Origin of the sequence: Paenibacillus sp. P13VS, from assembly GCF_015143645.1 — a bacterium.
GTDB classification, from domain to species: Bacteria; Bacillota; Bacilli; order Paenibacillales; family Paenibacillaceae; genus Paenibacillus; species Paenibacillus xylanilyticus_A.
The window spans coordinates 463,957-486,705 of record NZ_WYEV01000004.1 but is presented as its reverse complement, the minus strand read 5'-3'; the positions used below and the strand labels follow the sequence as shown (position 1 = coordinate 486,705).

Annotated in this window: 17 protein-coding genes; 9 read left to right on the top strand and 8 right to left on the bottom strand. The window is 50.3% G+C overall.

Annotation, left to right across the window (positions count from 1 at the left end; genetic code table 11):
• Positions 1-38 precede the first annotated feature (38 nt).
• Positions 39-1,091 carry a Gfo/Idh/MocA family protein gene (locus tag GUA98_RS11995; RefSeq protein ID WP_193723133.1) on the bottom strand — a complete coding sequence of 351 codons (1,053 nt, stop codon included), beginning with the start codon at positions 1,089-1,091 and terminating at the stop codon, positions 39-41.
• Between the two features lie 12 nt (positions 1,092-1,103).
• Positions 1,104-1,991 carry a sugar phosphate isomerase/epimerase family protein gene (locus GUA98_RS11990; protein ID WP_193723132.1) on the bottom strand — a complete coding sequence of 296 codons (888 nt, stop codon included), beginning with the start codon at positions 1,989-1,991 and terminating at the stop codon, positions 1,104-1,106.
• 129 nt (positions 1,992-2,120) lie between these two features.
• Here GUA98_RS11990 and GUA98_RS11985 point away from each other — a divergent pair, with 129 nt between their 5' ends.
• The 3 genes from GUA98_RS11985 to GUA98_RS11975 all read left to right on the top strand — a co-directional run bounded on the left by GUA98_RS11985 (position 2,121) and on the right by GUA98_RS11975 (position 5,311).
• The gene (locus GUA98_RS11985; RefSeq protein WP_193723131.1) at positions 2,121-3,017 is read left to right on the top strand and encodes a helix-turn-helix transcriptional regulator; all 897 of its coding nucleotides are present in this window, start codon (positions 2,121-2,123) and stop codon (positions 3,015-3,017) included.
• Positions 3,018-3,090: 73 nt separating this feature from the next.
• On the top strand, positions 3,091-4,410 hold the full coding sequence (locus GUA98_RS11980; RefSeq protein WP_193723130.1) for a phytoene desaturase family protein: 1,320 nt from the start codon (positions 3,091-3,093) through the stop codon (positions 4,408-4,410).
• Positions 4,400-5,311 carry an RNA polymerase sigma-70 factor gene (locus GUA98_RS11975; RefSeq protein ID WP_193723129.1) on the top strand — a complete coding sequence of 304 codons (912 nt, stop codon included), beginning with the start codon at positions 4,400-4,402 and terminating at the stop codon, positions 5,309-5,311. The genes GUA98_RS11980 and GUA98_RS11975 overlap by 11 nt, the downstream gene beginning before the upstream one ends.
• A gap of 129 nt (positions 5,312-5,440) precedes the next feature.
• On the opposite strand, the gene GUA98_RS11970 is transcribed toward GUA98_RS11975, so the two are convergent.
• Entirely contained in the window at positions 5,441-6,124 is a 684-nt protein-coding gene (locus GUA98_RS11970) for a serine/threonine protein kinase (RefSeq protein ID WP_095288876.1), read from the bottom strand.
• Between the two features lie 261 nt (positions 6,125-6,385).
• On the opposite strand from GUA98_RS11970, the gene GUA98_RS11965 reads away from it, so the two are divergent.
• Positions 6,386-7,303, top strand: a complete 918-nt coding sequence (locus GUA98_RS11965) for a PD-(D/E)XK nuclease family protein (protein ID WP_095289115.1) — start codon at positions 6,386-6,388, stop codon at positions 7,301-7,303.
• A 168-nt stretch (positions 7,304-7,471) separates the two neighbouring features.
• Here the strand turns inward: GUA98_RS11965 and ald are convergent, their stop codons facing one another.
• Entirely contained in the window at positions 7,472-8,605 is a 1,134-nt protein-coding gene (gene ald, locus GUA98_RS11960) for an alanine dehydrogenase (protein ID WP_193723128.1), read from the bottom strand.
• A 189-nt stretch (positions 8,606-8,794) separates the two neighbouring features.
• On the opposite strand from ald, the gene GUA98_RS11955 reads away from it, so the two are divergent.
• Complete coding sequence (locus GUA98_RS11955; protein ID WP_193723127.1) at positions 8,795-10,465, top strand: PucR family transcriptional regulator; 1,671 nt, start codon at positions 8,795-8,797, stop codon at positions 10,463-10,465.
• Positions 10,466-10,490: 25 nt separating this feature from the next.
• On the opposite strand, the gene GUA98_RS11950 is transcribed toward GUA98_RS11955, so the two are convergent.
• A complete protein-coding gene (locus GUA98_RS11950; protein WP_153977201.1) occupies positions 10,491-10,772 on the bottom strand; it encodes a hypothetical protein in 282 nt (93 codons plus the stop codon).
• 369 nt (positions 10,773-11,141) lie between these two features.
• Here GUA98_RS11950 and GUA98_RS11945 point away from each other — a divergent pair, with 369 nt between their 5' ends.
• Entirely contained in the window at positions 11,142-13,217 is a 2,076-nt protein-coding gene (locus GUA98_RS11945) for a hypothetical protein (RefSeq protein WP_193723126.1), read from the top strand.
• A gap of 33 nt (positions 13,218-13,250) precedes the next feature.
• Here GUA98_RS11945 and GUA98_RS11940 read toward each other — a convergent pair whose 3' ends face one another.
• Both GUA98_RS11940 and GUA98_RS11935 read right to left on the bottom strand, forming a co-directional pair.
• Positions 13,251-14,933 (bottom strand): sigma-54 interaction domain-containing protein, encoded by a 1,683-nt coding sequence (locus GUA98_RS11940; RefSeq protein ID WP_153977203.1) that lies wholly within the window; start codon positions 14,931-14,933, stop codon positions 13,251-13,253.
• Between the two features lie 517 nt (positions 14,934-15,450).
• The gene (locus GUA98_RS11935; protein ID WP_236146699.1) at positions 15,451-16,374 is read right to left on the bottom strand and encodes a proline dehydrogenase family protein; all 924 of its coding nucleotides are present in this window, start codon (positions 16,372-16,374) and stop codon (positions 15,451-15,453) included.
• 210 nt (positions 16,375-16,584) lie between these two features.
• On the opposite strand from GUA98_RS11935, the gene pruA reads away from it, so the two are divergent.
• Positions 16,585-18,132, top strand: coding sequence for an L-glutamate gamma-semialdehyde dehydrogenase (pruA, locus tag GUA98_RS11930; protein ID WP_193723125.1), 1,548 nt, complete (start codon positions 16,585-16,587; stop codon positions 18,130-18,132).
• 100 nt (positions 18,133-18,232) lie between these two features.
• Complete coding sequence (gene rpoN / locus GUA98_RS11925; protein ID WP_193723124.1) at positions 18,233-19,537, top strand: RNA polymerase factor sigma-54; 1,305 nt, start codon at positions 18,233-18,235, stop codon at positions 19,535-19,537.
• 144 nt (positions 19,538-19,681) lie between these two features.
• Here rpoN and GUA98_RS11920 read toward each other — a convergent pair whose 3' ends face one another.
• Positions 19,682-21,106, bottom strand: a complete 1,425-nt coding sequence (locus tag GUA98_RS11920; RefSeq protein WP_193723123.1) for an aspartate ammonia-lyase — start codon at positions 21,104-21,106, stop codon at positions 19,682-19,684.
• A gap of 326 nt (positions 21,107-21,432) precedes the next feature.
• On the opposite strand from GUA98_RS11920, the gene GUA98_RS11915 reads away from it, so the two are divergent.
• Complete coding sequence (locus tag GUA98_RS11915) at positions 21,433-22,710, top strand: methyl-accepting chemotaxis protein (protein WP_193723122.1); 1,278 nt, start codon at positions 21,433-21,435, stop codon at positions 22,708-22,710.
• Positions 22,711-22,749: the final 39 nt, after the last annotated feature.

Here is a 22,749-nt window from a genome sequence, read left to right as displayed (position 1 = left end):
GGTCGGGCTGGGTTAGTTTAGAAGAAGCCATCTCCAAGCTATACTTGCATCAGATCAGCGATGAGCACTTTCTGTCCGGTGCGGGCACTCTCGAGGGAAGCGAGCACCATCGCCATACTGAACTGGTTGTCGCTGCAATCCGTTTCGGGCAATCGCCCACTTTCCAGTGCAGCGAACATGTCTTCAAGGCAGCCGTGATGTCCACTTTTCTCCATGACAGGCAGCTGTCCTTCGATTCGCTCTGAAGGCTGGAAGAAGGAAGGCTTGCCGCTTGCATCCAGGTGCTCTGCAGCAACGACATCTGCATAAATGTCATCATGTCCATCCCACATGGCTGTACCTTTTTCCCCGGTTACACGCCATGATGCTTCCCACGAGGTTGGGGCGCCTTCTGCGCACCAGGACCCGCGGTAATTGAATACGGAGCCGTCCGACATTTCGAAGATACATAACGCCATCGCATTGCCTGTGTACCAGGAGCCTGGAGGGTTGAATTCGTGACAATAGACCGATACCGGATTGGCTCCAAGAATAAGTCTGGCCTGATCAAACGTGTGAATCGCCATGTCCAGCAGCAGCGGACTGTCCATCATATCCCGGAATCCGCCAAAGTGTGGTCCGAGAAAGAAGTCTGCCCCAGCATAACCGACCTTACCAATGGTTCCTCCGGCAATGAGCTCCCGAAAGGCACGGATTCGAGGATCGAAGCGGCGATTCTGCATCACGGCCTGGATGCGGCCGGTTTTGCGGGCAGTCTGGACGATATCCCCGCACTCCGCGAAGGTTTCTGCCAGCGGCTTTTCGCCGAATACATGACAGCCTTGCTGCAAAGCTGTCATGGCAATGCCATAATGACTTGCGGGAATCGTGACATCGAATACGATGTTGGCTTCTGTAGCTTGGATGGCCTCAGCGATATGCGTATATGTAGGACAGGAGAGACCATGGCGTGCAGCCAGGGCCATAGCATTTTGTTCTTGCAGATCGACAAGCCCTACGATCTCCGTGTCCGGTCTTTGCATGGCGTAATCGACCCAGGTGTTGGCCATGGCACCGCAGCCGGCGACAAGCACTCGATGTTGCTGACTCACTCGATCATCTCCTTATTTCGGATTGGGCACAAAATCCCCGCCGCGGCATTGTTTCAAATAGCGCAGAGCATGCACCTGTCCTGTCATTTCCAATTCATCTTTGTATACCGGATCATGCCAGCCTTCGATGTCAATCGTTCCCTGGTAACCGTTTTGCCGCAGAATGGTGATGATGTCGGACCAATTGGTATCTCCGAAGCCGGGCGTACGATGCCAGACATATTCATGAGGACCATGAACCCCATATTCCTTGACGATATCCCAGGCAATGGTTGCGTCTTTGCCATGCACGTGGAATACTTTATGCGCCCATTTGCGAAGCTGAGGAATCGGATCGATGAGACTGGACATCTGATGGCAAGGCTCCCATTCCAGGCCAATGTTTTCTTCCGGAACCGCATTGAACATCATTTCCCAAGCCGTCGGATTATGAGCGATATTCCAGTCGCCCGTTTGCCAGGTTCCACCCATATCACAGTTTTCAAAAGCAATCCGTACTCCCCGGTCCGCCGCCCGGCGTGCCAGTTCCCCAAAGACCTCCTTGAACCGCGGGATGGACTCGTCAATGGGCTGATTCGTTAGTCGTCCCGTGAAACCCGAGACAATGTCTGCGCCGAACAGATGGGCATGATCAATAACCCGTTCCCAGCTGGCCAGTGTGTCTGCATTGTCTCCGGCCCCGGTGAGCGGGTTGCCGAATACACTGAGTGCAGAAATCTTAATATCATGTTCGTCGACCAGCTCGCGCACGCGCTTCGCTGTTTCGGCAAGATCCAGTTCACCCGTGGTTTGCCAAAAGGTCAGATTAAATGACTCGAAACCGTGTTTCATGATCTGAGGGATCACGCGGACAGCATCCGCTCCACCCACGAGGGTACCGATGCGTATTTGATTTTTCATGGTTGTATTTCACTCCAATATTGGCTTATAGTACTTCGTGACAAACTCATTATAGCCGCGCATCTGCTGCATGGCTCTATACAATCTTGTGCAATATTAGTCCGATTTTGTGAGGAGGGGGAAGAGGTCGTGCTGGATCTGAAAGCGCTTCACGAAAATACCCGAATTGACCATAAATCACATCCATTTCAGCTGTTTCAGAATCGATGCTCCGATATGAAAATGGAGGAGTGTATCATGTATTTGCACTGGCATGAACACTTTGAACTGATTGCCATGCGCAAGGGTCACGCTGTATTTCATATCGACAGCAGACCATATACGGCGGGGCCGGGCGAGGTGCTCGTTATTCCGGGAGGCACGCTGCATGTGGGTTATGCTCTGGAAGAAGGGGATGTGGAGTATGATTCGGTTGTTGTCAATGCGGCGTTATTCCATGACTTCACACATGATCCGCTGCATCTGCAGTACGTGGCACCTTATCTGGAGGGGCGGATTCGCTTTCCGGTGAAGCCGGCGGAGCAGGATAAAATCTGCTTGGACTACTTCTCCTTAATCCATGATGCAATTGAGGAGATGGTTAAGCAGCCACCTGCCTACCAGCTCGTGGCCAAGTCCAAGCTGCACGCCCTGTTTACCATGCTGGCTCGGACCTTTATGCCCCAGCAGCTGCCGGGAAAAGCAACGGGTTCTTATTTCCCGAATCGCGAGCGGTTCAAACAACTGATCGAGCAGATTGAAGCCAATGCGGCGGAGAAGATATCCGTAACCGAAGCAGCCAGTCAGGTGGGGCTGAATACATATCACTTTTGCAAAATGTTCAAGAAATTAACGGGCCGCACCTTCGTTGAATACGTGAACGGATGCCGGATGACCGAAGCCGAGCATCTGCTGCGAAGCAGCAATCTGACCATTACCGAGATTGCTGCCAGGGTGGGGTGCGACAATGCCAATTATTTTACGAAACTGTATAAACAGTATAAGGGAATGACTCCTTCCGAAGGTCGGTTGAACCGGAAAGGATGAGGGGAATGATTTTGGTCACAGAATAACGGCTCTAATCGTCATATGTGTATCCAATAGAAGGGATTGATATGACGTGAGACACAATGACAATGATTTCGTGTGGGACACTGTGATTATTGGAGCAGGTATCGCTGGATTAACTGCTTCTATATATCTGGCCCGGGCCGGACAAAAAGTGCTTTTGCTGGAAAAAGGGGCGCATCCGGGAGGTCGTGCTGTTTCTACTGAACTGGCAGATGCCCAAGTTAACTTGGGTGCTCATGCGCTGAATAGAAGCGCACTCCCCATTTTGCGAGATATAGGTGTAATTCCTGATGGAATGGCACCCAAACCGCCGGGCAGCTTGGTTTTTGACGGAGAAAATAGTCGGGGTATGAACGTTTCATTGCTGCGTTTGTTGTTCGGTTCGCGCCTGAATAGTAGAGAGAAATATCAGCTGCTTGGTTTCTATTGGTCTCTGAACAGAGCGGATGCATCTTCCCTGAACAGGGTTAGTCTGCAGGAGTATTTGGATACAAGGGTGCCTAGCCTGTGTGCACAGCGTATTGTACTTGCGCTTGTTCGGTTAAGCATGTATTGCGATGCCCCTGATCTGATAAGTGCTGGAGCTGTGATTCATCAGCTTAAACAGAGTCGGGTGTTGTATGTAAACGGAGGATGGCAGTCTATTATCAATCAATTGACTACGCGGGCTCAGCAAGCTGGCGCATCCATCCGTAATGGCGTTTCCGTACAAGAAGTCAGTGGCACTATGCCTCGGATTGAGATCAAGCTTAAGGACGAATCTCGTCTAATTTCCCGGAATATCATCTCCACTGCTGGGCCAAAGAGTACATTGGCTTTTTTGAATCCTGCACTTACTACCACCGAAGAAGCACTTTACAGGCAGCTAGTTCCAGTTTACGCAGCGTGTCTGGATCTGGTTGTGACAGGGATGCCGAATCCCAAAACGACCTTTGTTCTGGGTGCCGACGCCCCGTGGTATTATGCTAATCATTCTGCCACGGCTTCATTATCCATTCACTCCGAGCGTAACGTTGTACACGTCATGAAGTATTTACCGGCAACAGGGCATTCCGATCCCAAAAGGGATGAATACGAACTGACTGGATTTCTGGATTGCATTCAATCAGGCTGGCGCAAGCATGTTGTCCGGAAGCGGCTTATGCCACGAATGCTGGTTACCCATGCGGTTCCGACCGCCGCAACGGGCGGTCTCCAGGGGAGGCCGAGTCCGCAGGTCAAGGGTCGCCCGGGAATCTATGTTGCTGGTGATTGGGTTGGGAGTGAGGGGATGCTGGTTCATGCTTCGCTGGCTAGTGCACGTGAAGCTGCTCGGATGATATTGGCAGATACAGACATCTATACAGAGGGGGCACAGGATGGAACTTGATGAAGTATACAGCAGGTACAGACCGCTTCTGTTTTCTATCGCTTATCGTATGCTGGGATCGGTCACCCATGCCGAGGATTTGGTGCAGGACACTTTTGTGACCTTGCAGCAGAAAGCCATAGATCAGGATGAGGGACACATCCGAGATCTGAAGGCTTACTTATGCAAAATCGTTACGAACCGCTGTCTTGATTATTTGAAGTCAGCCAAGGCACAAAGAGAAGTGTACATCGGTCCTTGGTTGCCGGAGCCCTTGTTGCAAGAATATACGATCATCCCAGCATCAATCCGGGCAGAAGAAATGGATCCATTTCAGACGATTGAGCTGGAAGATACGATCTCTTATGCTTTCCTTGTTATGCTTGAACGGTTGACCCCTGTCGAGCGAGCGGTATTTATTTTACGTGAAGCATTCGTATTTGAATACGATGATATTGCAGACTTCCTTGGTAAAACCGAGACGGGATGTCGTAAAATCTTCAGTCGTCTCAAACAAAAAATGGAGAACGAATCGGAGATTGAGTGGGTTCCCAATGCGAAGTCCGAGCAGTTGACACTGCGTTTTCTTCAGGCTGCGTCGACGGGCGATATGGCTGAACTTTTCCAGCTTCTCTCGGATGATGTTACGCTGTATAGTGATGGTGGTGGCAAAATCACAGCAGCTGTGAAGCCGATTGTATCCAGTCAACGCGTCATTGCATTCATTGGAGGTCTGGTAGCCAAGGGAGACAGCCTGGTATCGGTACGGGTGGTTAGAATCAACGGACAACATGGTCTTCTGATACAAGTCCCCAATGAGACTTCCCCAACGGTAGTCAGCCTGGCTATAAAAAACGGCCTCGTTCAAGAAATTTACATGATCCGAAATCCGGATAAGCTGCGGCATATAAGACTCAGATGATCATTCCCATTACAATGTTGTATATTACAAATAAAACCCGGTTCTCACCCTTCATGGGGATGACCGGGTTTTTAAAATTGATACCGAAGGATATGTTCCGTGAAAGTACATTGTTGTGAGAGTAACCTTTTATTTCATAAACCTGGCGAACAGACGATTTGCCTTTTTGGATAGGTCGTCCATCTTGAGGTTGGCCTGATCCAGCTGATTGTAGCCCCATTTGATCGTTTGCAGCATACGCGGGGAAATGGGCGTGCCTTTGATTCTTGGATAAATGTTGTGGTAGGCCCAGACGAGATGCTCCCACCGGTTGTCATTGCCTTCCTTAATGTACTCCGATACATCCAGAACCTTTGCGCGTCCGTTCTGAAGAAGTACATTTTTGAGGTGAATATCCCGTGGGTTGAGGCCACGGCTGCGTACAGCTGACCGCGCTTCGTCCACATCGATCATCACCTGTTCGGGAACCGGAATTCCTTTTTCCAGACACTCCAGCAGTGTATCTCCCGGTTCATAACTGATGACCAGAATATTTCGGCCACAGCCGTAATAGGTGGGAAAGTAGGGTAATCCACGGAGCTGTTCATAGACCCGCTTCTCGTTCTCCAGTTTCTCCAGGGCGTGATCCGAATACACTTTGAAGGCATATTGGGGCAAGCCGTCGTAGGTAAAAACAGCCGCATCCGTACCTGTTCCGATGCAATGGATTCCTTCTGCATGGCCGATGATATTCACCAGCTCATTCCGGTCGCTGCCAATGACCTGGATCTGTTGCAAAGCCATTTCCGCCTGGAACCAATCCGGTCGATTCATGGGTGGTGCCTCCTTTTAGGATATGCCTGTACATGATTTAATGATCTGCAACATCCTGTCCTCTATTTAGTATATTATGCGTTTTGCTTCGCCATTTCATCTTTTGGTGATGATACTATATAAACGTTACGATTCGAATCGGAAACGGTTGCGTTCAGTACAAAATCACAGGACAGCTTGCAGCATTTTCACCCCATCCTATATACTGTGAGCATCAAGGGATCTCATGCAGATCCGGTATACAGAAAGGCAGAACAGCTTATGGCACAATACCCGCAGTGGTCGTATTCGCAGTCGCGGGCAAGCATGTTCGATGAGTGCCTGCGCAAATATTATTATCATTATTACGGAGCCCATAACGGCTGGAAGACAGAATCGGCTGATGAGATGCAGGTTCGTCTGTACCGATTGAAACAGCTCAGCAATCTATATCTCGTCTTTGGTGATCTCGCACATCGGATGTGTGAGTCGGCAGTCCGAAGCAGGGAGGAAGGCAAAGACAAGCCGCGTGAATCTTTTCTGGAACAAACGATGCGGAAGCTGCTTAATCAGGCCTATGTGGAGTCGATGGATCAGGATCAGTGGCGTCTGGACCCGAAGAATCGGGTGATGCTATCCGAAATCTACTACGGAGATGACACGCTGAATGACCGAATTGCAACGATTAAGGAGCGAGCTTCGGCGTGTGTAAGCCATATGTATCAGACTCTTACCTGGGAGGATCTGTCCCGGGCGAGTACGGATATTTTGGAGATTGAGAAATGGGACACCATGATTCTGCATGATACGCGAGTATACGTGAAGATGGACTTGTTGTATCGCCGCAGCAATGGCAACATTGTAATTGTGGACTGGAAGACGGGCAAGGAGGATGATTTCACGGACCAGCTCATGCTGTACGCCGCGTATGTCAGGGACCATTACCGAGTGCCGCTGGAGCAGATTGAGCTGCGAGTGGAATATCTTTTGACCGGGACGCATCGAGAGTTTACGCCGACCGAAGAGGAATTGCAGAAGGTCGAAGACAATGTGGGAAGATACATTGAGGAGATGCGTTCCTGCGTGGCAGATGAGTATCATAATCGTCCAAAAGACATGTCGTACTTTACTCCGATGCCTTCACGTCGTGCGTGCAGGGATTGTAACTTTCGCGAGGTGTGCAGTGAGCGGGCCGTTTGAACCATAGGAGTATCCGAGAACCCTGAACTTATCATCCTAGCAGAACTTATTTTATGTAAAATTAAACCGAGAAGCGCCAGCCCGGACAGCATATGCCCGGACTGGCGCTTCTGTTCGTTCCACGGGCCGGAAAGGTAAGACGCCGGGTGGGAACCGATCAGCTACAGATTACTGGACAGCGGCGGGATGCTCCAGCGCCTGTCCTGCAGGAACATAGGCATGCCCGAGATCCCGGGCCACTGCCTCATACGTGATATGTCCATTCAGCACGTTAACCGCGCTGCGAATGGATGCACTGCCGCGAATCGCGGAGGCTGCACCATGGTTGGCCAACTGCAGCGCATAAGGCATGGTGGCGTTGGTCAGCGCCAATGTGGATGTGCGCGGCACCGCGCCAGGCATGTTCGCTACCGCGTAATGTACAACACCATGCTTCACGTAAGTCGGTTCATCGTGGGTCGTAATATGATCAATGGTCTCTACGATTCCGCCCTGATCAATAGCGACATCCACAATAACCGAGCCGGGTGCCATCGTTTTGACCATCTGCTCGCTGACAAGTTTGGGCGCCTTGGCGCCGGGAATCAGCACCGCACAGATCAGCAGATCCGCTTCAGCGACCGCAGCTGCGATGTTGGATGCGCTGGATACCAGCGTATGGATCTGGTTGCCGAATATGTCATCCAGCTGGCGCAGGCGATTCAGATTCAGGTCGAGGATGGTCACGTCCGCTCCGAGACCAATCGCAATTTTGGCCGCATTGGTACCGACCGTACCTCCGCCAATAATGGCAACCTTGCCGCGGCTGACGCCAGGCACGCCGGATAACAGAATGCCTTTGCCACCTTCCGTTTTCTCCAATAGCTGTGCCCCGATCTGAGCCGACATCCGTCCGGCAACTTCGCTCATTGGCGTCAGCAAGGGAAGGGTGCCGTTAACCTCCAGGGTCTCATACGCAATGGCAGTCACCCGGCTTTCGATGAGGGCTTGGGCCAGCGCAGGTTCTGCAGCCAGGTGCAGATACGTGAAGAGAATCAGTTCGGGACGAAAATAGCTATATTCACTCGCCAGAGGTTCTTTGACCTTGATAATCATGTCAGCTTCCGACCAAACGGATTGGGCCTGAGTCTGAATGACTGCTCCGGCCGCCTCATACTCGCTGTCTGTGAATCCGCTGCCCAATCCTGCACCCTGCTCAATCATGACTTGATGCCCTGCTCTGACAAAGTCAGCCGTTCCGGCAGGGGTTACGGCTACACGGTTTTCATTATTTTTGATTTCTTTTGGGATACCGATTTTCATGCCCATGCACCTCGTCCATTTAATGGTTGTCAACTTATACTACAAGTTTATGACCTGAGTAACGGTTTTGCACCTTACTTAATGTCTATGTTTCAAGAGATTCAATCAACATTATGTCGAAAAGGGCTGTTCAGGACATTTGTCCATGAATTATAATGTAAGAAAAAATAACATTACGAGGGATCGATATTGAGAAATGATCGTGTGTTTACGATAAAGGATCTGTTGGCACGCCCTGTCTTTGCCAGAGCGCGTCTGGTTGCAGGAAGCGGGGGAACATCCCGTCAGGTTGGATGGGTTCATGTATTGGAGATTACCAACGTCTCTCCGTATGTCAGCCCCCATGATCTTATTTTATCCACAGGGCTGTGGCTTCAATCGGAAGAGGGGCGTGAAGAATATCTGCTCCAGCTGATTCATAGTGATGCGGCAGGATTGTGTGTGGAGTTTGGCACCAGCATTCATGGCATTCCCGAACAATTAATTGAACTGGCGGATAGACATCAGTTTCCGCTGATTGTATTCGAACAGCCAGTAAGGTTCGTGGAGATTACGCAGGATATTCATGCGCTGCTCATTAATCATCAGCATCAGCTGCTGAAGAGTCTGGAGGCATACTCCCGTCAGCTGCAGCAGCGGACATTGCAGAGCACCGATATGTCTGCCGTACTCCATCTGCTTCATGAATATGCGGCCAAACCGGTTGTCTTTATTTCGTCCATGGAGCCAGGCAGCTTTGTCCCCGGTCTTCCCCCGGAGATGGAGCAGGCCATCTATACATGGTATGAACAGGAAGTAGAGCATTTGGATCTGAACGATTCGGATACCGAGCTATGGTTTCGCATCGATGAACAGCATACGCTGCTGTGTCATCCGGTGGTCTGCTTTGGTCAGGTGTTCTCGGCTGTAGGTATGGTGGTGCATCCCTCTGCGCCAGTGGAATATCTCAAACTGCTGCTTGATTACACGGCGAAGGCGGCAGCCGCACTGACGCTTCGTTCCCAGTTTCTCGAAGAGAAGATGGTCCGCAATCAGAATGAATTAATTCAGGACCTGATGAATGGTCATATCCATCAGGAAGAACAGGCACAGACCCGTATGGGACTCCGATTGCTGGTGAAGGGACAGTACTGGTTTGCAGGAGGAGTGATTGAGATTGAGCATCAGCTGAGGGGGACCGGACGTGAACGGATGGAGGCGAATCATCAGGATATTCTGGTTTTGTTAAGATCCTTGCTGAAGAAGAACAATCTGCCGAGCCTGATCATGCTGAAAAATAACCAGGTCTACCTGTGCTGTGCCAAGGAAGAGAGTGCTGCATCCACCTCCCATAAGCTGGTTAGGTCCCTCGAAAGCATCATTGGAGATGTAAAACGCTTTGCGAGCCGTAACCTGAAGCAGGTTGCGATCTATGCCGGGTTTGGCAAAATTCGCAACCGCCTGACCAGCATGCCGGACAGTCTTCAAGAAGCGTTTCAGGTTATTGAAGTTTCACGTTCAGTGAATCGGATGGAACATATCTGCTTTTACGAACGTATGGGTATATATCAAATGTTGAAGGCACTGCCTCAATCCTTCCTTCAGTCCTTCGTGCAAGACCATCTTGGTGTGCTGATCGAATACGACCGTACACATCATCTTCAGCTTGTGGAGACGCTTGAAGCCTACTTGAAGAATTTTGGTTCCAAGCGCGACGCTGCTGCCCAATTGTTTATACATCGACAGACGTTGTACAACAGATTGGAGAAGTTGGAAGAGCTGATGGGACCTGGTTTTATGGACCAGGAAAGAAGAATATGCCTGGAAATGGCGCTGCTTGCTAACGCGATGATGGAGGATGAACAGACTCATCATTCCTGATAATGGGGTGCACCCGAAGTGTAGTTTAGTAGTTTTTGCCGATACGACGGGATGGACGCAGCTCTGGCAGTATCGAACGACCGGACATGGAACGCCTGCCGCGAAAGAGTTTGGGTTGACCTGTTGAGGGAGCGAGTGATAAAGATGTGGGGGTTGCCAATCTGTACGGAGGCGACGTTTGAACAGAACGGCCCTTTGCCTCAGCCTCATGGGACAGAATTCCGTGTTCCTTCAACCAATCAGCCAGCTTTTCATGTTGGATTCCGAGTTGTCCGCTCAGATTACAGATATCGAGTTCTTTTCTCACACAAATCCGCCTTTCCTGCAATCAGTATGGTTTTGGAAGGGAAGCAAGGAGTTTGAGATCGGTAAGTGCTTATGTACTTCAGCAACAGGTTTTCGCAAATGCGACTAGATTGGTGTGCTCGATGGGCGGAACAGTTAATTAAGTTTATGCAATGGTAAGATTATAGAAAATAAAGCGCATGTATCCCGTGTTAAACGTTTGCATGATGCTGTTCGGGACCTATCCATAATTTGGCTTACTTCGAGATTTTATCATTTTATAGGTTAGTGCGCGTCTCAAAATAGTCTCAATTTTGCAAGTGAATGGCGTATATTGAGCATTTGTATAAGGCTTAGCGTAAAGTACCAGTATCTAGTACGGAGGGCACAAATGGGAAACAGTAGTGAGGTACAGAGCGATAGACACTATGACCGTGGCAAACGTTTTGTAGGACGAGTCAAGGAATTAATGATTCTGGATCGCTGGTTTGACCATCCGGAAGCACCTTTGACCATTTTTTCGGTAACGGGTATGGGAGGGATCGGGAAATCCTCCCTGCTCTCGGAGATGTTATCGGTATCCCGTAGTCGGGGAGCTACGTCCATATGGATGGATGGCAGATCCTGTGGTTCAACCCCCTCGGTCTTTCTGGAGTATCTGTCCTCGACATTGGGACTGGAAACGTTGGGGAGTGAGGGGCATCTCCGCCCACTTAGCCGATTGAGTGAGACGTCGGTTCACAAAAGACTGGTCATTGCGGTGGATAACTATGAAGAACTTGCTTTGCTGGAAAGTTGGTTTATGGAGGTTTTCGTTAATAAACTCTCCTCCAGCGGGGTGCTGATCATACTGGCCTCACGATCCGAACCGGCTACGGCATGGCGAATGCATCCCCGATTGAGGCAGCACTTGGTGCAGATGCCGCTTCAGCATTTCACGAATGAAGAAGTATCGGAGTACATTGCTGGTGCAGGACTTGTGAATATCAGCATGGCAGGCACGATTGCACGAATGACGGACGGGCATCCGTTTGGACTTGCCCTCGCGGTGGAAGCTGCCGATCATCGGCGAAACGTACCTCTTGCGGAGTGGGCCGAACTGTCCTATATGATCAGTGCACGCTTATTGCTCGAATTGACGCTTCCAAGTCTGCATCCCATGATTGAGGTGCTCACGCTGCTCGAAACCGCCAATCAGGAATTGTTATCCTCAGTTCTGCAAACGGAGGTGACGCTCGGCGAATACCTGGCGCTGAAGCGGATGTCGTTCATTCGCTCCGTTCCGGATGGCCTGGCACTGCATGACCTGGCCAGAGTACATCTGCTTCGGGATTTTCGTCAGCGTGAACCGCAGCGGCTGCAAGCCATGCGGGTACGTATCGCGAGCTTGTTGCTGCCCCTGCATGCGCAGGCCGGACCACATGAACAGCGGCAGATTGCCCGGAGAATGCTCCTGCTCTGTCAGGAATCCATGCTTCAGCATCGCCAATATGCGGATGTATCCACCGAGGCCCTCTTTTCACCGCTGGAGGTCATGCGAGAAGGAGACCTTCCCTTGCTGCACAGCTTATTGAAGGAATGGTGCGAATACAGTGTGGAGCCGTGGCAGGCTGAGCCTTATCGCCCATTTCTGGATGAGCTGGCACAGCGTTACCCTGAAGGAATTGTGCTGATGCGTAATCAGAACGGGGAGCCAATTGCCATGTTTATTACGGTACTTGTCCACCGGGAGAGCAGTGAGATGCTGTTAAGATATTTCCCGGCGGAAATGGAAGAATGCTTTAGCCCGCAGGAACTCGCATGCGATCCGGATCAGACGGATACTCATTTTGCCGTACTGGCTGCTGCCCGTGATAACGTACCCGGATATAGACGTGAAGAGCTCGTGGGCTACATGGCCCTGGACAGGCTGTCCCTCCTGGGTGATGGAGCAAGAGTCATGCTGGTGGCAACCAATCCGAATCTGAAGCTGTTTTTACAGAGCATCGGTTTTCGGATGAGAAGAACGCGTACACGTATCTGTGACCGATATGAGGATCAGGCTGATGTCATGGACCTGGATTTGCGTAATGGATTATTTGGAGAATGGGTAATGTCGTTGCTGAATCCCGAGAAACAAGGGAGCCGGTTGCCGTATGAAGCGACGAGTGAGGGAACGGAACGGATTACGTGGTCTGAGTCGGATTTGCGAAAAATGCTGGCGCATTTACACTCCCCGGGTGAACTGCAAAAGTATGCTGCGCGGGTGAGTAGTGTGAGAGACGGGATACAGCTGCAGATGCATGTTCTGGATCTTCTGGAGGGGCGTGCACACGGAATTTCCCAGCAGGATCAGATGCTCCTCTATGCAGCTTACTGGACTCATGCGGGTAATCCAACGGCCGCAGCCCAGGCCTGCTCCATGAGCCGGGCCACGTTTTACCGCCATCTGCGAACCGCGTTGATTCGTCTTGCACGAGTGTTATAAACGATATGGATCATGAAATACAGAAGAGGCTGGTCATAGACCAAGCCTCTTCATTCGGTTATAGAGCGTGGCTCTGGAGATGCCTAGCTGCCTGGCGAGTGTACGCTTATTGCCACCTGCCGAGATCAGACACTGACGCAGGAGATTCGCTTCATATGAATCCAGCCTTTCCTGATAAGACAGGGGGCAGACTTCGAAGGATTCGCTCTCGTTTCCTTTTGCAATGGTATCCGGAGATTCGCTGGTTGATGAGAGTGTCGGTTGTACCGGTATGACATGCAGCAATGCAGTCTCATCTGTTGTGGACGATTGAGGCTGTATGAGTGAGGTAAGGGATTCCGGCAAATATTCCGCCTTGACCTCACCATCCGTTGTAAGAATGGTAATCCGCTCGATCACATTGCGAAGCTCCCGTACATTGCCTGGCCATTCGTAGCTGAACAGCAGCTTGAATACTTCGGGAGGAACGAGTTCAATGTGACGGTTATAGAGCAGGGAAAACTCTTGAAGGAACGTCTGGGTCAGTTCATATATATCTTCCTTGCGCATGCGCAAAGGAGGGATGATGAGATTGATGACATTCAGGCGATAGTATAGATCTTCCCGAAACTGGTTTTGGGCAATCATGCCAAGCAGATTCTGGTTGGTGGCTGCGATAATTCGGCAATTCGCCTGTTTCATGCGTGTTCCGCCAACGGGGAAGTAGCTCTTTTCCTGAAGGACCCGCAGCAGCTTCACCTGCAATTCCAGCGGCATTTCGCCGATCTCATCCAGGAAGAGCGTACCGCCTTCGGCCAGTTCAATTTTCCCCTTTTTCCCTTTGGGATCAGCACCGGAAAATGCCCCTTTTTCATAACCGAACAACTCACTTTCGAACAATGAAGCGGGAATGGCACCACAGTTGATGGCGATAAAAGGCGCGGATGGTGACTCGCGCAGGTCATGAATGGCTTTGGCAAACAACTCCTTGCCTGTTCCACTCTCACCCAGTATGAGCACGGTGGCTGAAGTAGTACTAATCTTGCGTATGGTCTCGAGACACTGCTTAATGACCGGACTGCTGCCTTTGATTCCCGCGAACGGGTCGGAATCCGGACGCAGCCGCGCCACGGCCTTCTCCAGGTGCTGGACTTTGGATGTCATATGTAATAGTTCCTGATGCAGGCGGATTTCAGTTGTTATGTCCACTTCGGCAGCTACCGCACCCACAATACGTCCATCAAGAACCACTGGACGTGCATTGATGAGCGCGAACAGATCCGGACGGGGCTGGTGCTGTTTACGGTAGACCGTGTCGCCCGTGTACAGCGTCTTGAGCGATTGAAGGCGGTCAGGCGGGAAGAAGTCTGCTGCCGGCTGTCCGATGATGTCCTCTTTGTTAATGGAGAAAACACGCTCTGCATCCGTTGTCCAGTACGCCACCTTGGCTTCTTCATTAATCAGGGTAAGTGCTGTACCTGCCGTTTCAATGGTGGTTTCAAAATATGCCTCCATGAGGCGATGGGCTTGCAGCATATGCTGCAAAACATCAGTTACTTCAATATATCCAATAGGGGATCCTTCATCCTGGATCAACAGGTGCGGGCTTTCGCTAAAATAGGGAATGGCTTCGGGCAGTGCAGTAGACGAAGAAATAACAGGCAAATGACTACTTTCCTTCAGCCTACTCAGGTCTGTTCGCAGAAGGGACATTACGTCTGGGAGTAAATGCTTCATCCGTTTCACCTCGGGTTCGAGCATGATAATCAGAAACGACACTTGTGTGCCATTACTTGCAATACGAATTGTTGCGCAGCTACAAAGTGATTTTAACGATAAAGAATGGTTAGCCCTATTATAGCGGCACAAATAAGTTGTGTATATATTTTTTGACATGAGGTGTAGGTGTTATAGGGAGGATTAAATAAAATAAAAAGTAATTAGTTTGGTATACGCTTACATACGAATATGTTGCTTCTCTACGCAACTGTTCCTAAATAGTTTGAGCATTTCAAGTCATAGGGAGGTGAAGTTATATGACACCAAGCTGGTGATTACTATTTTTTGAACATTCCTTAGTGTCTCAAATTTTGGACATTTCAATTTGGGGTTTCATATTTTTTAGACATTGCATTGTAGGAGGGAGACTTGAGAGAGGGGATAAAAAAACCATGCGGCCTGAGAAAAAAGGGCTCACATGGCTCCAACGATTTGCTTCACTGCGGTCGATCGAACCAGGATAGGAGAAGTCTGATTATCTAAACATGTTTTTGACGACCATCCACAGATTGGCCGGCTTCTCGGCAAGGCGGCGAGTGTAATACGGATACCACATGGTTCCGTAAGGTACATAACAGCGAATGCGATAACCTTCCCGTGCAAGTCGTTCCTGTTCGCTCATGCGCAGCCCGTACAGCATCTGGAATTCAAACGCATCAGGGGAGATGCCACGGTCTCTGGCATACTGTTTGGTCCACGAGATAATATGGTCATCATGCGAAGCGACCGCTGTGTAGACACCCTGATCCAGATGCTGGCGGATCATGGATTTGAATTGATCAATGACTTCGGAAGCATTCTGATATGCTACGGCCGCGGGCTCTTTGTAAGCGCCTTTGACGAGGCGAAGCCGTATGCCTTCACGAATCATGTCCCGTGTATCCTGTTCGGTACGATGAAGATAGGCTTGCAGTACCGTTCCCGTGTTATCAAGTCCTTCTGCATGCAGGCGGCGGACAATATCCAGCGTAGCCTGGGTGAATGGGCTGTCCTCCATATCAATTCGGACAAACAGCTCATGCAGCTTCGCCTGTGCTGCCACGGATCGGATATTCCGGTAACCCTCCTCCGGATCGAGCGCAAGGCCCATCTGGGTTGGCTTCAGGGATACGTTGGAGTCTGCCCCTTGGCGAGCTATGCCTTCCACGAGTCTTATATATTCATCACGATACTGGGCAGCCTCGCTCAACCTTGTGATGCCTTCCCCGAGATGATCCAGTGTGGCCATAATGCCTTTGTTGTTAAGGACCCGAATCTCCTCCAGTGCCTCCTCCAGTGTGCTGCCAGCGATAAACTTGCCTGCCAGCTTCTTGCCGTATTTGATGGACAGATTCTCCACAGCCTTATTGCCTGCAACGGTCAGCAGTGTTTTACGGTACATTTCCGTTCCAATACTCACGCCAGTTTCCTCCTTAGGGATCATGCTTCTTATAGCCGTTTAATGAAGCAAGAATCATGCCAGATCATTTATTTCCATTAATTTTATTAAAATATTCATTCTTAATCGGAGTTGGCACGGATCTTGCTACATATATTGGGTGAGAGTGAAATAGCATGGTAAATCAGGCGAGCAGCCAGTGATTCCAACATCCTGAAGGAGGAATTATTCATGAATATCCCTTTTGTTAACGAACCATTTACGCCCTTTGCTGTACCAGCGAACAAGGAAGCCTTTGAGAGCGCACTTCGCAAGGTGGAATCTGAGCTCGGACAGGAATATTCCATCATTATCGGCGGGCAGAAAATAACGAGCAGTCGCACGTTAACCTCCGTTAACCCGGCGGCTAAGGACCAGGTGATCGGAACGATTTTTCAGGCAGATCAGGAGCTGGCAGAGCAGGCAATTCAGACAGCAGCAGAAACGTTCCGTACCTGGAAACATACAGATCCGAACGAACGCGCGCGATATCTGTACAAAGCAGCTGCGCTTATGCGCCTGCGCAAGCATGAATTCTCTGCATGGATGGTGTATGAAGCAGGCAAAACATGGCCAGAGGCAGATGCAGATACAGCGGAAGCTATCGATTTTATGGAGTTCTATGCAAGAGAAATGCAGCGTCTCAGTGAACCTCAGCCCCTGACCCGCATTGCAGGCGAGGATAATGAACTGACCTATATCCCGCTTGGCGTGGGGGTTGTCATTCCACCTTGGAACTTCCCGCTGGCCATTATGGCTGGCATGACTTCTGCAGCGCTTGTATCGGGTAATACAGTTGTCTTGAAGCCAGCCAGCACGACACCGGTGATTGCAGCCAAGTTCATGGAACTGCTCACTGAAGCAGGGTTGCCGGATGGCGTAGTGAACTATTTACCAGGCCCGGGCAGCGAAGTGGGCGATTATCTGGTGGATCATGCGCTGACTCGCTTTATCAGCTTCACCGGTTCGAGAGATGTGGGTCTGCGGATCAACGAACGGGCTGCCCGCACAGCTCCAGGGCAAAAGTGGATCAAACGGGTGATTGCAGAAATGGGCGGTAAGGATTCCATCGTTGTAGACAGCGAAAGTGATCTGGAACTGGCTGCGGACTCCATTACCGCTTCGGCATTCGGATTTTCCGGACAGAAATGTTCCGCGTGTTCCCGCGCCATTATTCATAAGGATGTATATGATGAGGTATTACAAAAGGTCATTGAGCGTACGAAGAAGCTCACGATGGGCAGTCCTCTAGAGGTAGGCAGTCATGTAGGACCAGTTATTGATGACAAGGCGTATGCCAAGATTAATGAATATATCGAAGTGGGCAAGGGCGAAGGCAGGCTTGTGTTGGGCGGTGGTACAGGGGATGCCCAAGGCTATTTTATCGAACCGACGATTATCGCGGATGTTGACCCGCTGGCCCGAATTGCACAGGAAGAGATTTTTGGACCGGTACTCGCGTTCATCAAGGCAGATACGTTTGAGGAAGCTCTTCATATTGCAAACAACACGGATTATGGCTTAACAGGTGCAGTCATTTCACGGAATCGTGCGCATCTGGAACTGGCGAGACGGGAGTTTTTTGCTGGCAATTTGTATTTTAACCGGAAATGCACTGGTGCTTTGGTTGGTACGCATCCGTTTGGCGGATTCAATATGTCAGGCACGGACTCCAAAGCGGGCGGAAGAGACTATCTGCTGCTCTTTACACAAGCGAAGCTGGTCTCCGAGAAGTATTGAGGCGTGCAGCGGCAGATGCTTGTAGTCAAGCATTTACTTTTGTACTCTTTTTCCGGAAAATATAAAATATATTCCATTCCGCACAGAAGGAGGGAGAATCATGCTGGAGATGCAGCTGGTTCAGGAACAGCGTGTTCGGCTGTCCATGACGCCAGAGATGAAGCAGTCCATTCATTTGCTGACGTTGTCCGGTCAGGACTTGAACCGTTATCTGCAGGAAGCAGCCGAAGAGAATCCGGTACTTGAAGTGGAGGAGCACGCTGCACCTCTGGTTCGCCTCCCGCGGAAAGGAAATCAGAGAACATTCGATTCCTACGACCCGCTGCTGCAGGTGAAAAGTGCTGAGCCAACACTTGAGCAGCTGCTGTCTGCTCAGATTCGCTTGCTGGATCTCCCGCCTATGGTGAAGGTAACAGCTGAATATTTGGCGGGGTGTGTCAATGACGACGGTTATCTGAAGATAGATTTGGCTGAATTGTCATCCGTACTCGGCATCTCTGTGGATGGGCTGCAAGCAGGGTTGGATATCCTCCAGTCGCTGGATCCCGCAGGCGTTGGAGCACGCAGCTTGCATGAGTGCTTGCTGCTTCAGATACGCCGGGATTCGTCAGCCGTTGTCCATGCCGAGCAAATGGTTCAGGCCGGGCTGGGGGAACTCGTCCCCTTCCATCCGGGGAAAGCGGGAGCCAGGCTAGGTATATCCTCACATGAGGCACAGGCTGCGTATAATTACATTACGCAGCTCGACCCCAAACCCTGTCGTTCCATTGGACGGCAAGAGCGTCCTCGTTACATTATTCCGGATGCCTTGGTGGAACTGCGGCTGGGCGAGATCTATATCGGGCTCCATTCGGCAGGGAACCTTCGTGTATCCATGAATGAAGCATGTTCCCACTGGATCAGGCATGGAGCCCAAGACGAAGTCTGGTCGGCGCGGGCAGCGGAGGCGAGAGCCATTGTGCGCAGTGTGCAGCTGCGGCGCAGAACCTTGATGCGTGTTCTCACGGCCGTGATGAGTGAGCAGGTACTTTTTTTGCATGAAGGGCCCGCTGGTCTGAAACCGCTCAGTCTGGCCAACGTTGCCGAGAGGATTGACATGCATGAGTCCACGGTGAGCCGTGCCGTTAGCGGGAAATATATTCAGACCCCTCATGGAGTATTTGAATTAAAGTCCTTTTTTACAACAGGCATTGAGACGGCATGTGGAGATCCCACTTCTGCATCAGTGGTTAAACTTCGATTGAAGGAACTCATCCGTACAGAGCAGGTTAGCCGGCCATATTCAGACAGTCAATTGGCAGCGCTGCTCGCCGGGGAGGGAATCAGGATCTCCCGCAGAACGGTGGCAAAGTACAGGGAGGAGCTGCAGATCCTTCCTTCGCTTGAGCGCAAGCGCTGGAGTTAAATGATCCTTCATGTCTTAAAGTCTTCATTCTTATAGCATCAGCGCTATAACACCATAAAGCCCCTGCTCACCCGAATTAACGGTGTGCAGGGGCCTTCTGTTTTGGATCCATAATGATGATGAATTCGGGTCAGTCAAACCACATTACATATTGTGCAGGAAACGCTCACCAGCAATGCCTGGTGTAGTCATCTGTTCCGGATGCATGATTTCTTCGAGCTCCTCTATGGTGAGCAATCCGCGTTCCAGAATGATTTCTTGGAGCGAAGCACCCGTTTTCAGGGCTTCCTTCACAATGGATGCTGCCACGTCATAGCCCAGATGTGGGTTGAGGGCCGTAATAACGCTGAAGCTTTGCTTCATGATCAGTGCACAGCGTTCACGGTTTGCTTCCATTTCCTCCACAGCATAACGGGTAAACACGTCAATGCCGTTATTCATGATTTTCAGGGATTGCAGCAGGTTGAACGCGATGACAGGACCCATGACATTCAATTCGAATTGTCCAGCTTCACACGCCATGCAGATGGTATGATCGTTCCCCATGACCTGGAAGGAGACCTGGTTGATCACTTCGGCCATAACCGGATTGACCTTCCCTGGCATGATGGAAGAACCGGGCTGACGGGCCGGAAGACGAAGCTCATTGAATCCTGCACGCGGTCCGGAAGCCATCATTCGAATATCGTTACAGATCTTGGACAGGTTGACCGCGCATACCTTGAGGGCAGCCGACAGCTCCATATAAGCATCCGTATTTTGAGTGGCATCGACGAGATCATCAGCTGTCTGCAGCTTCAGTCCGGTAACATCGGACAAATGTTCCGTGACCTTAACGATGTATTCCGGTTTGGCATTGAGTCCTGTTCCTACTGCCGTAGCTCCGAGGTTAATCGTCAGCAGTCGGCGATTCGCAAATTCAAGACGCTCCATATCGCGTCCCAGCACACGCGCATAGGCACCGAATTCTTGTCCCAAACGGATTGGCACGGCATCCTGGAGATGGGTGCGTCCTACTTTGACGACATCATTGAACTCCAGTTCTTTTTTTAGAAAAGCATCTTTCAGACGCTGCATGGTATCAAGCAGTGTTTCAGACAACCGATACGCCGCGATCCGCAGTGCCGTTGGAATGACATCATTGGTCGACTGGGACATATTCACATGGTTGTTGGGATTGCAATGGAAGTAGTCCCCTTTGTTTTGCAGCAGCAGTTCCAGTCCGCGATTGGCCAAAATTTCATTCATATTCATATTCATGGAGGTGCCTGCACCGCCCTGAATGGAGTCAACTATAAAATGATCCAGATGATGACCTTTCATCATTTCTTCAGCGGCCATCACGATGACATCGCCAATTTTCGGCGGCAGCATTTTCAGCTCCATATTCGTGATTGCGGCAGCCTTCTTCACGGCAGCGAGGGCTGTAACTAGCTCCCGGTGCACAGGTACGCCGGTAATCGGGAAGTTTTCCACGGCCCGAACTGTCTGAATACCGTAATAGGCATAAGCAGGAATTTCTTTTTCACCAATAAAATCTTTCTCCGTCCGTGTGGACATTGTAGACATTTCTTTCGCCTCCAGTGGCATCCAAAAATAGGTCAGCTCCGGCGATGCCGAAGCGCACTCAGTATATCACTTAAGCAAAATGGATGCCAGGCTTAATGATTTTACCCAAGTTGCCGATAATAATTAAAATTAGGGGGATTAACCTGGCTTGTAACTGGGTGAATCGAAGTGTAACAAACTTATCTTATAAATTATGCACCACAAGGATGAAAAGGTATTCGTGCGGGACAAGATGGGTTCCTGATTTAGTGTTTTCAGTGATGTAGATCACATGTTTTTTGGTCGACGATTGGTAAAATAGGAAAAAAGGACTACGAGGTGCGAGCATGAAATGGACTTTAGGCGCAAAGACAGTCGCGGGTCTGGTACTCATTTCGATTATTACATACGGGACTAGCGGCTTTTTTATATTTTTCCTCCAGGACTGGCTCTCTTTCTCCATGCCAAGCTGGTTGTACATCACCTTAGTACTCATACTAGGAGTGTGCTGGAACGGAATTCTGGGATGGTTTGCCTCAAGCTGGCTGACACGTCCAATTGTTCACCTGTCCAAGGCAGCTCAGCAAGTTTCGTCAGGGGATTTGACAGCTGAAATTCCGGAGCGCCGTACACAGGACGAGCTTGCTGTTTTATATGATGCATTTCGCGCGATGGTCGTTAATCTAAGAAGTATTGTAAACGATATCTCGGATAGTACACGTACGACCTCACAGAATGCGCAATCGCTAAGTGAAGCCATTACCCAGGCAGCTGAACAGATCGAAATGATGTCGGAAGCGGTGGATCATATTGCCGTAGGGGTAGAGGAACAAAAAGTAACCTCACAGCATTCACTGATTACCGCAGATGAGATGTTGAATGATTTTCAGCGCATGCATACCCAATCGATCGGAATGACAGAGATGTCAGGGCAGATGGAACGGTCGGTTGATCAAACGAAGCAGACTTTCTCGTATCTGATGAAAGGCATGGACGAGCTGACCGTATCACATAATCGCTCCCGCGACATCATGGTGCTTCTGGAGAAGGAAGCTTCGGATATTGAAGCCATTACGCAATCGGTCAAAAATATCGCCGAGGAGACAGCGCTTCTTGCCCTTAATGCATCCATTGAGGCAGCGCGTGCCGGGGAAGAGGGAGCAGGCTTCGCTGTCGTTGCCCAGCAGATTCGCAAGCTGTCGGACGAGAGCACACAATCGGTTCACCGGATTAACGAATCGATCAGTCGTGTTCAGCAGCGTATCCGGGATACAGCACAGCTGATTCATGAGCAGCACGGGCTTGTCGTGAATGAGTCCCAGCGCACCATTAACGTTGATCAGACACTGCAGGAACTGACGGGGACGGTTGAGGTGTTCATGAAGGGCGCTCATGAGATCGGCTCCAAAATTGCAGAGCAGACGGTTCGGGTTGAACGGACGCATGGTCACGTGAAACAAATTCAAGGAAAAGCCGGTTCGTTCTCAGACGAGGCCAGACGGATTATGGATGCCGCTCATGAGGAGACGGCAATCATGGAGGAAATCTCTTCTTCGGCTGAAGAGTTGAGAGAATTAACGAATCGTTTGATGGATAAAACAAAAGCATTTCGGATGCAGCCATAAGCTGTGTCCGAGGTGTTTTTTTCTTTATATGGATAAACC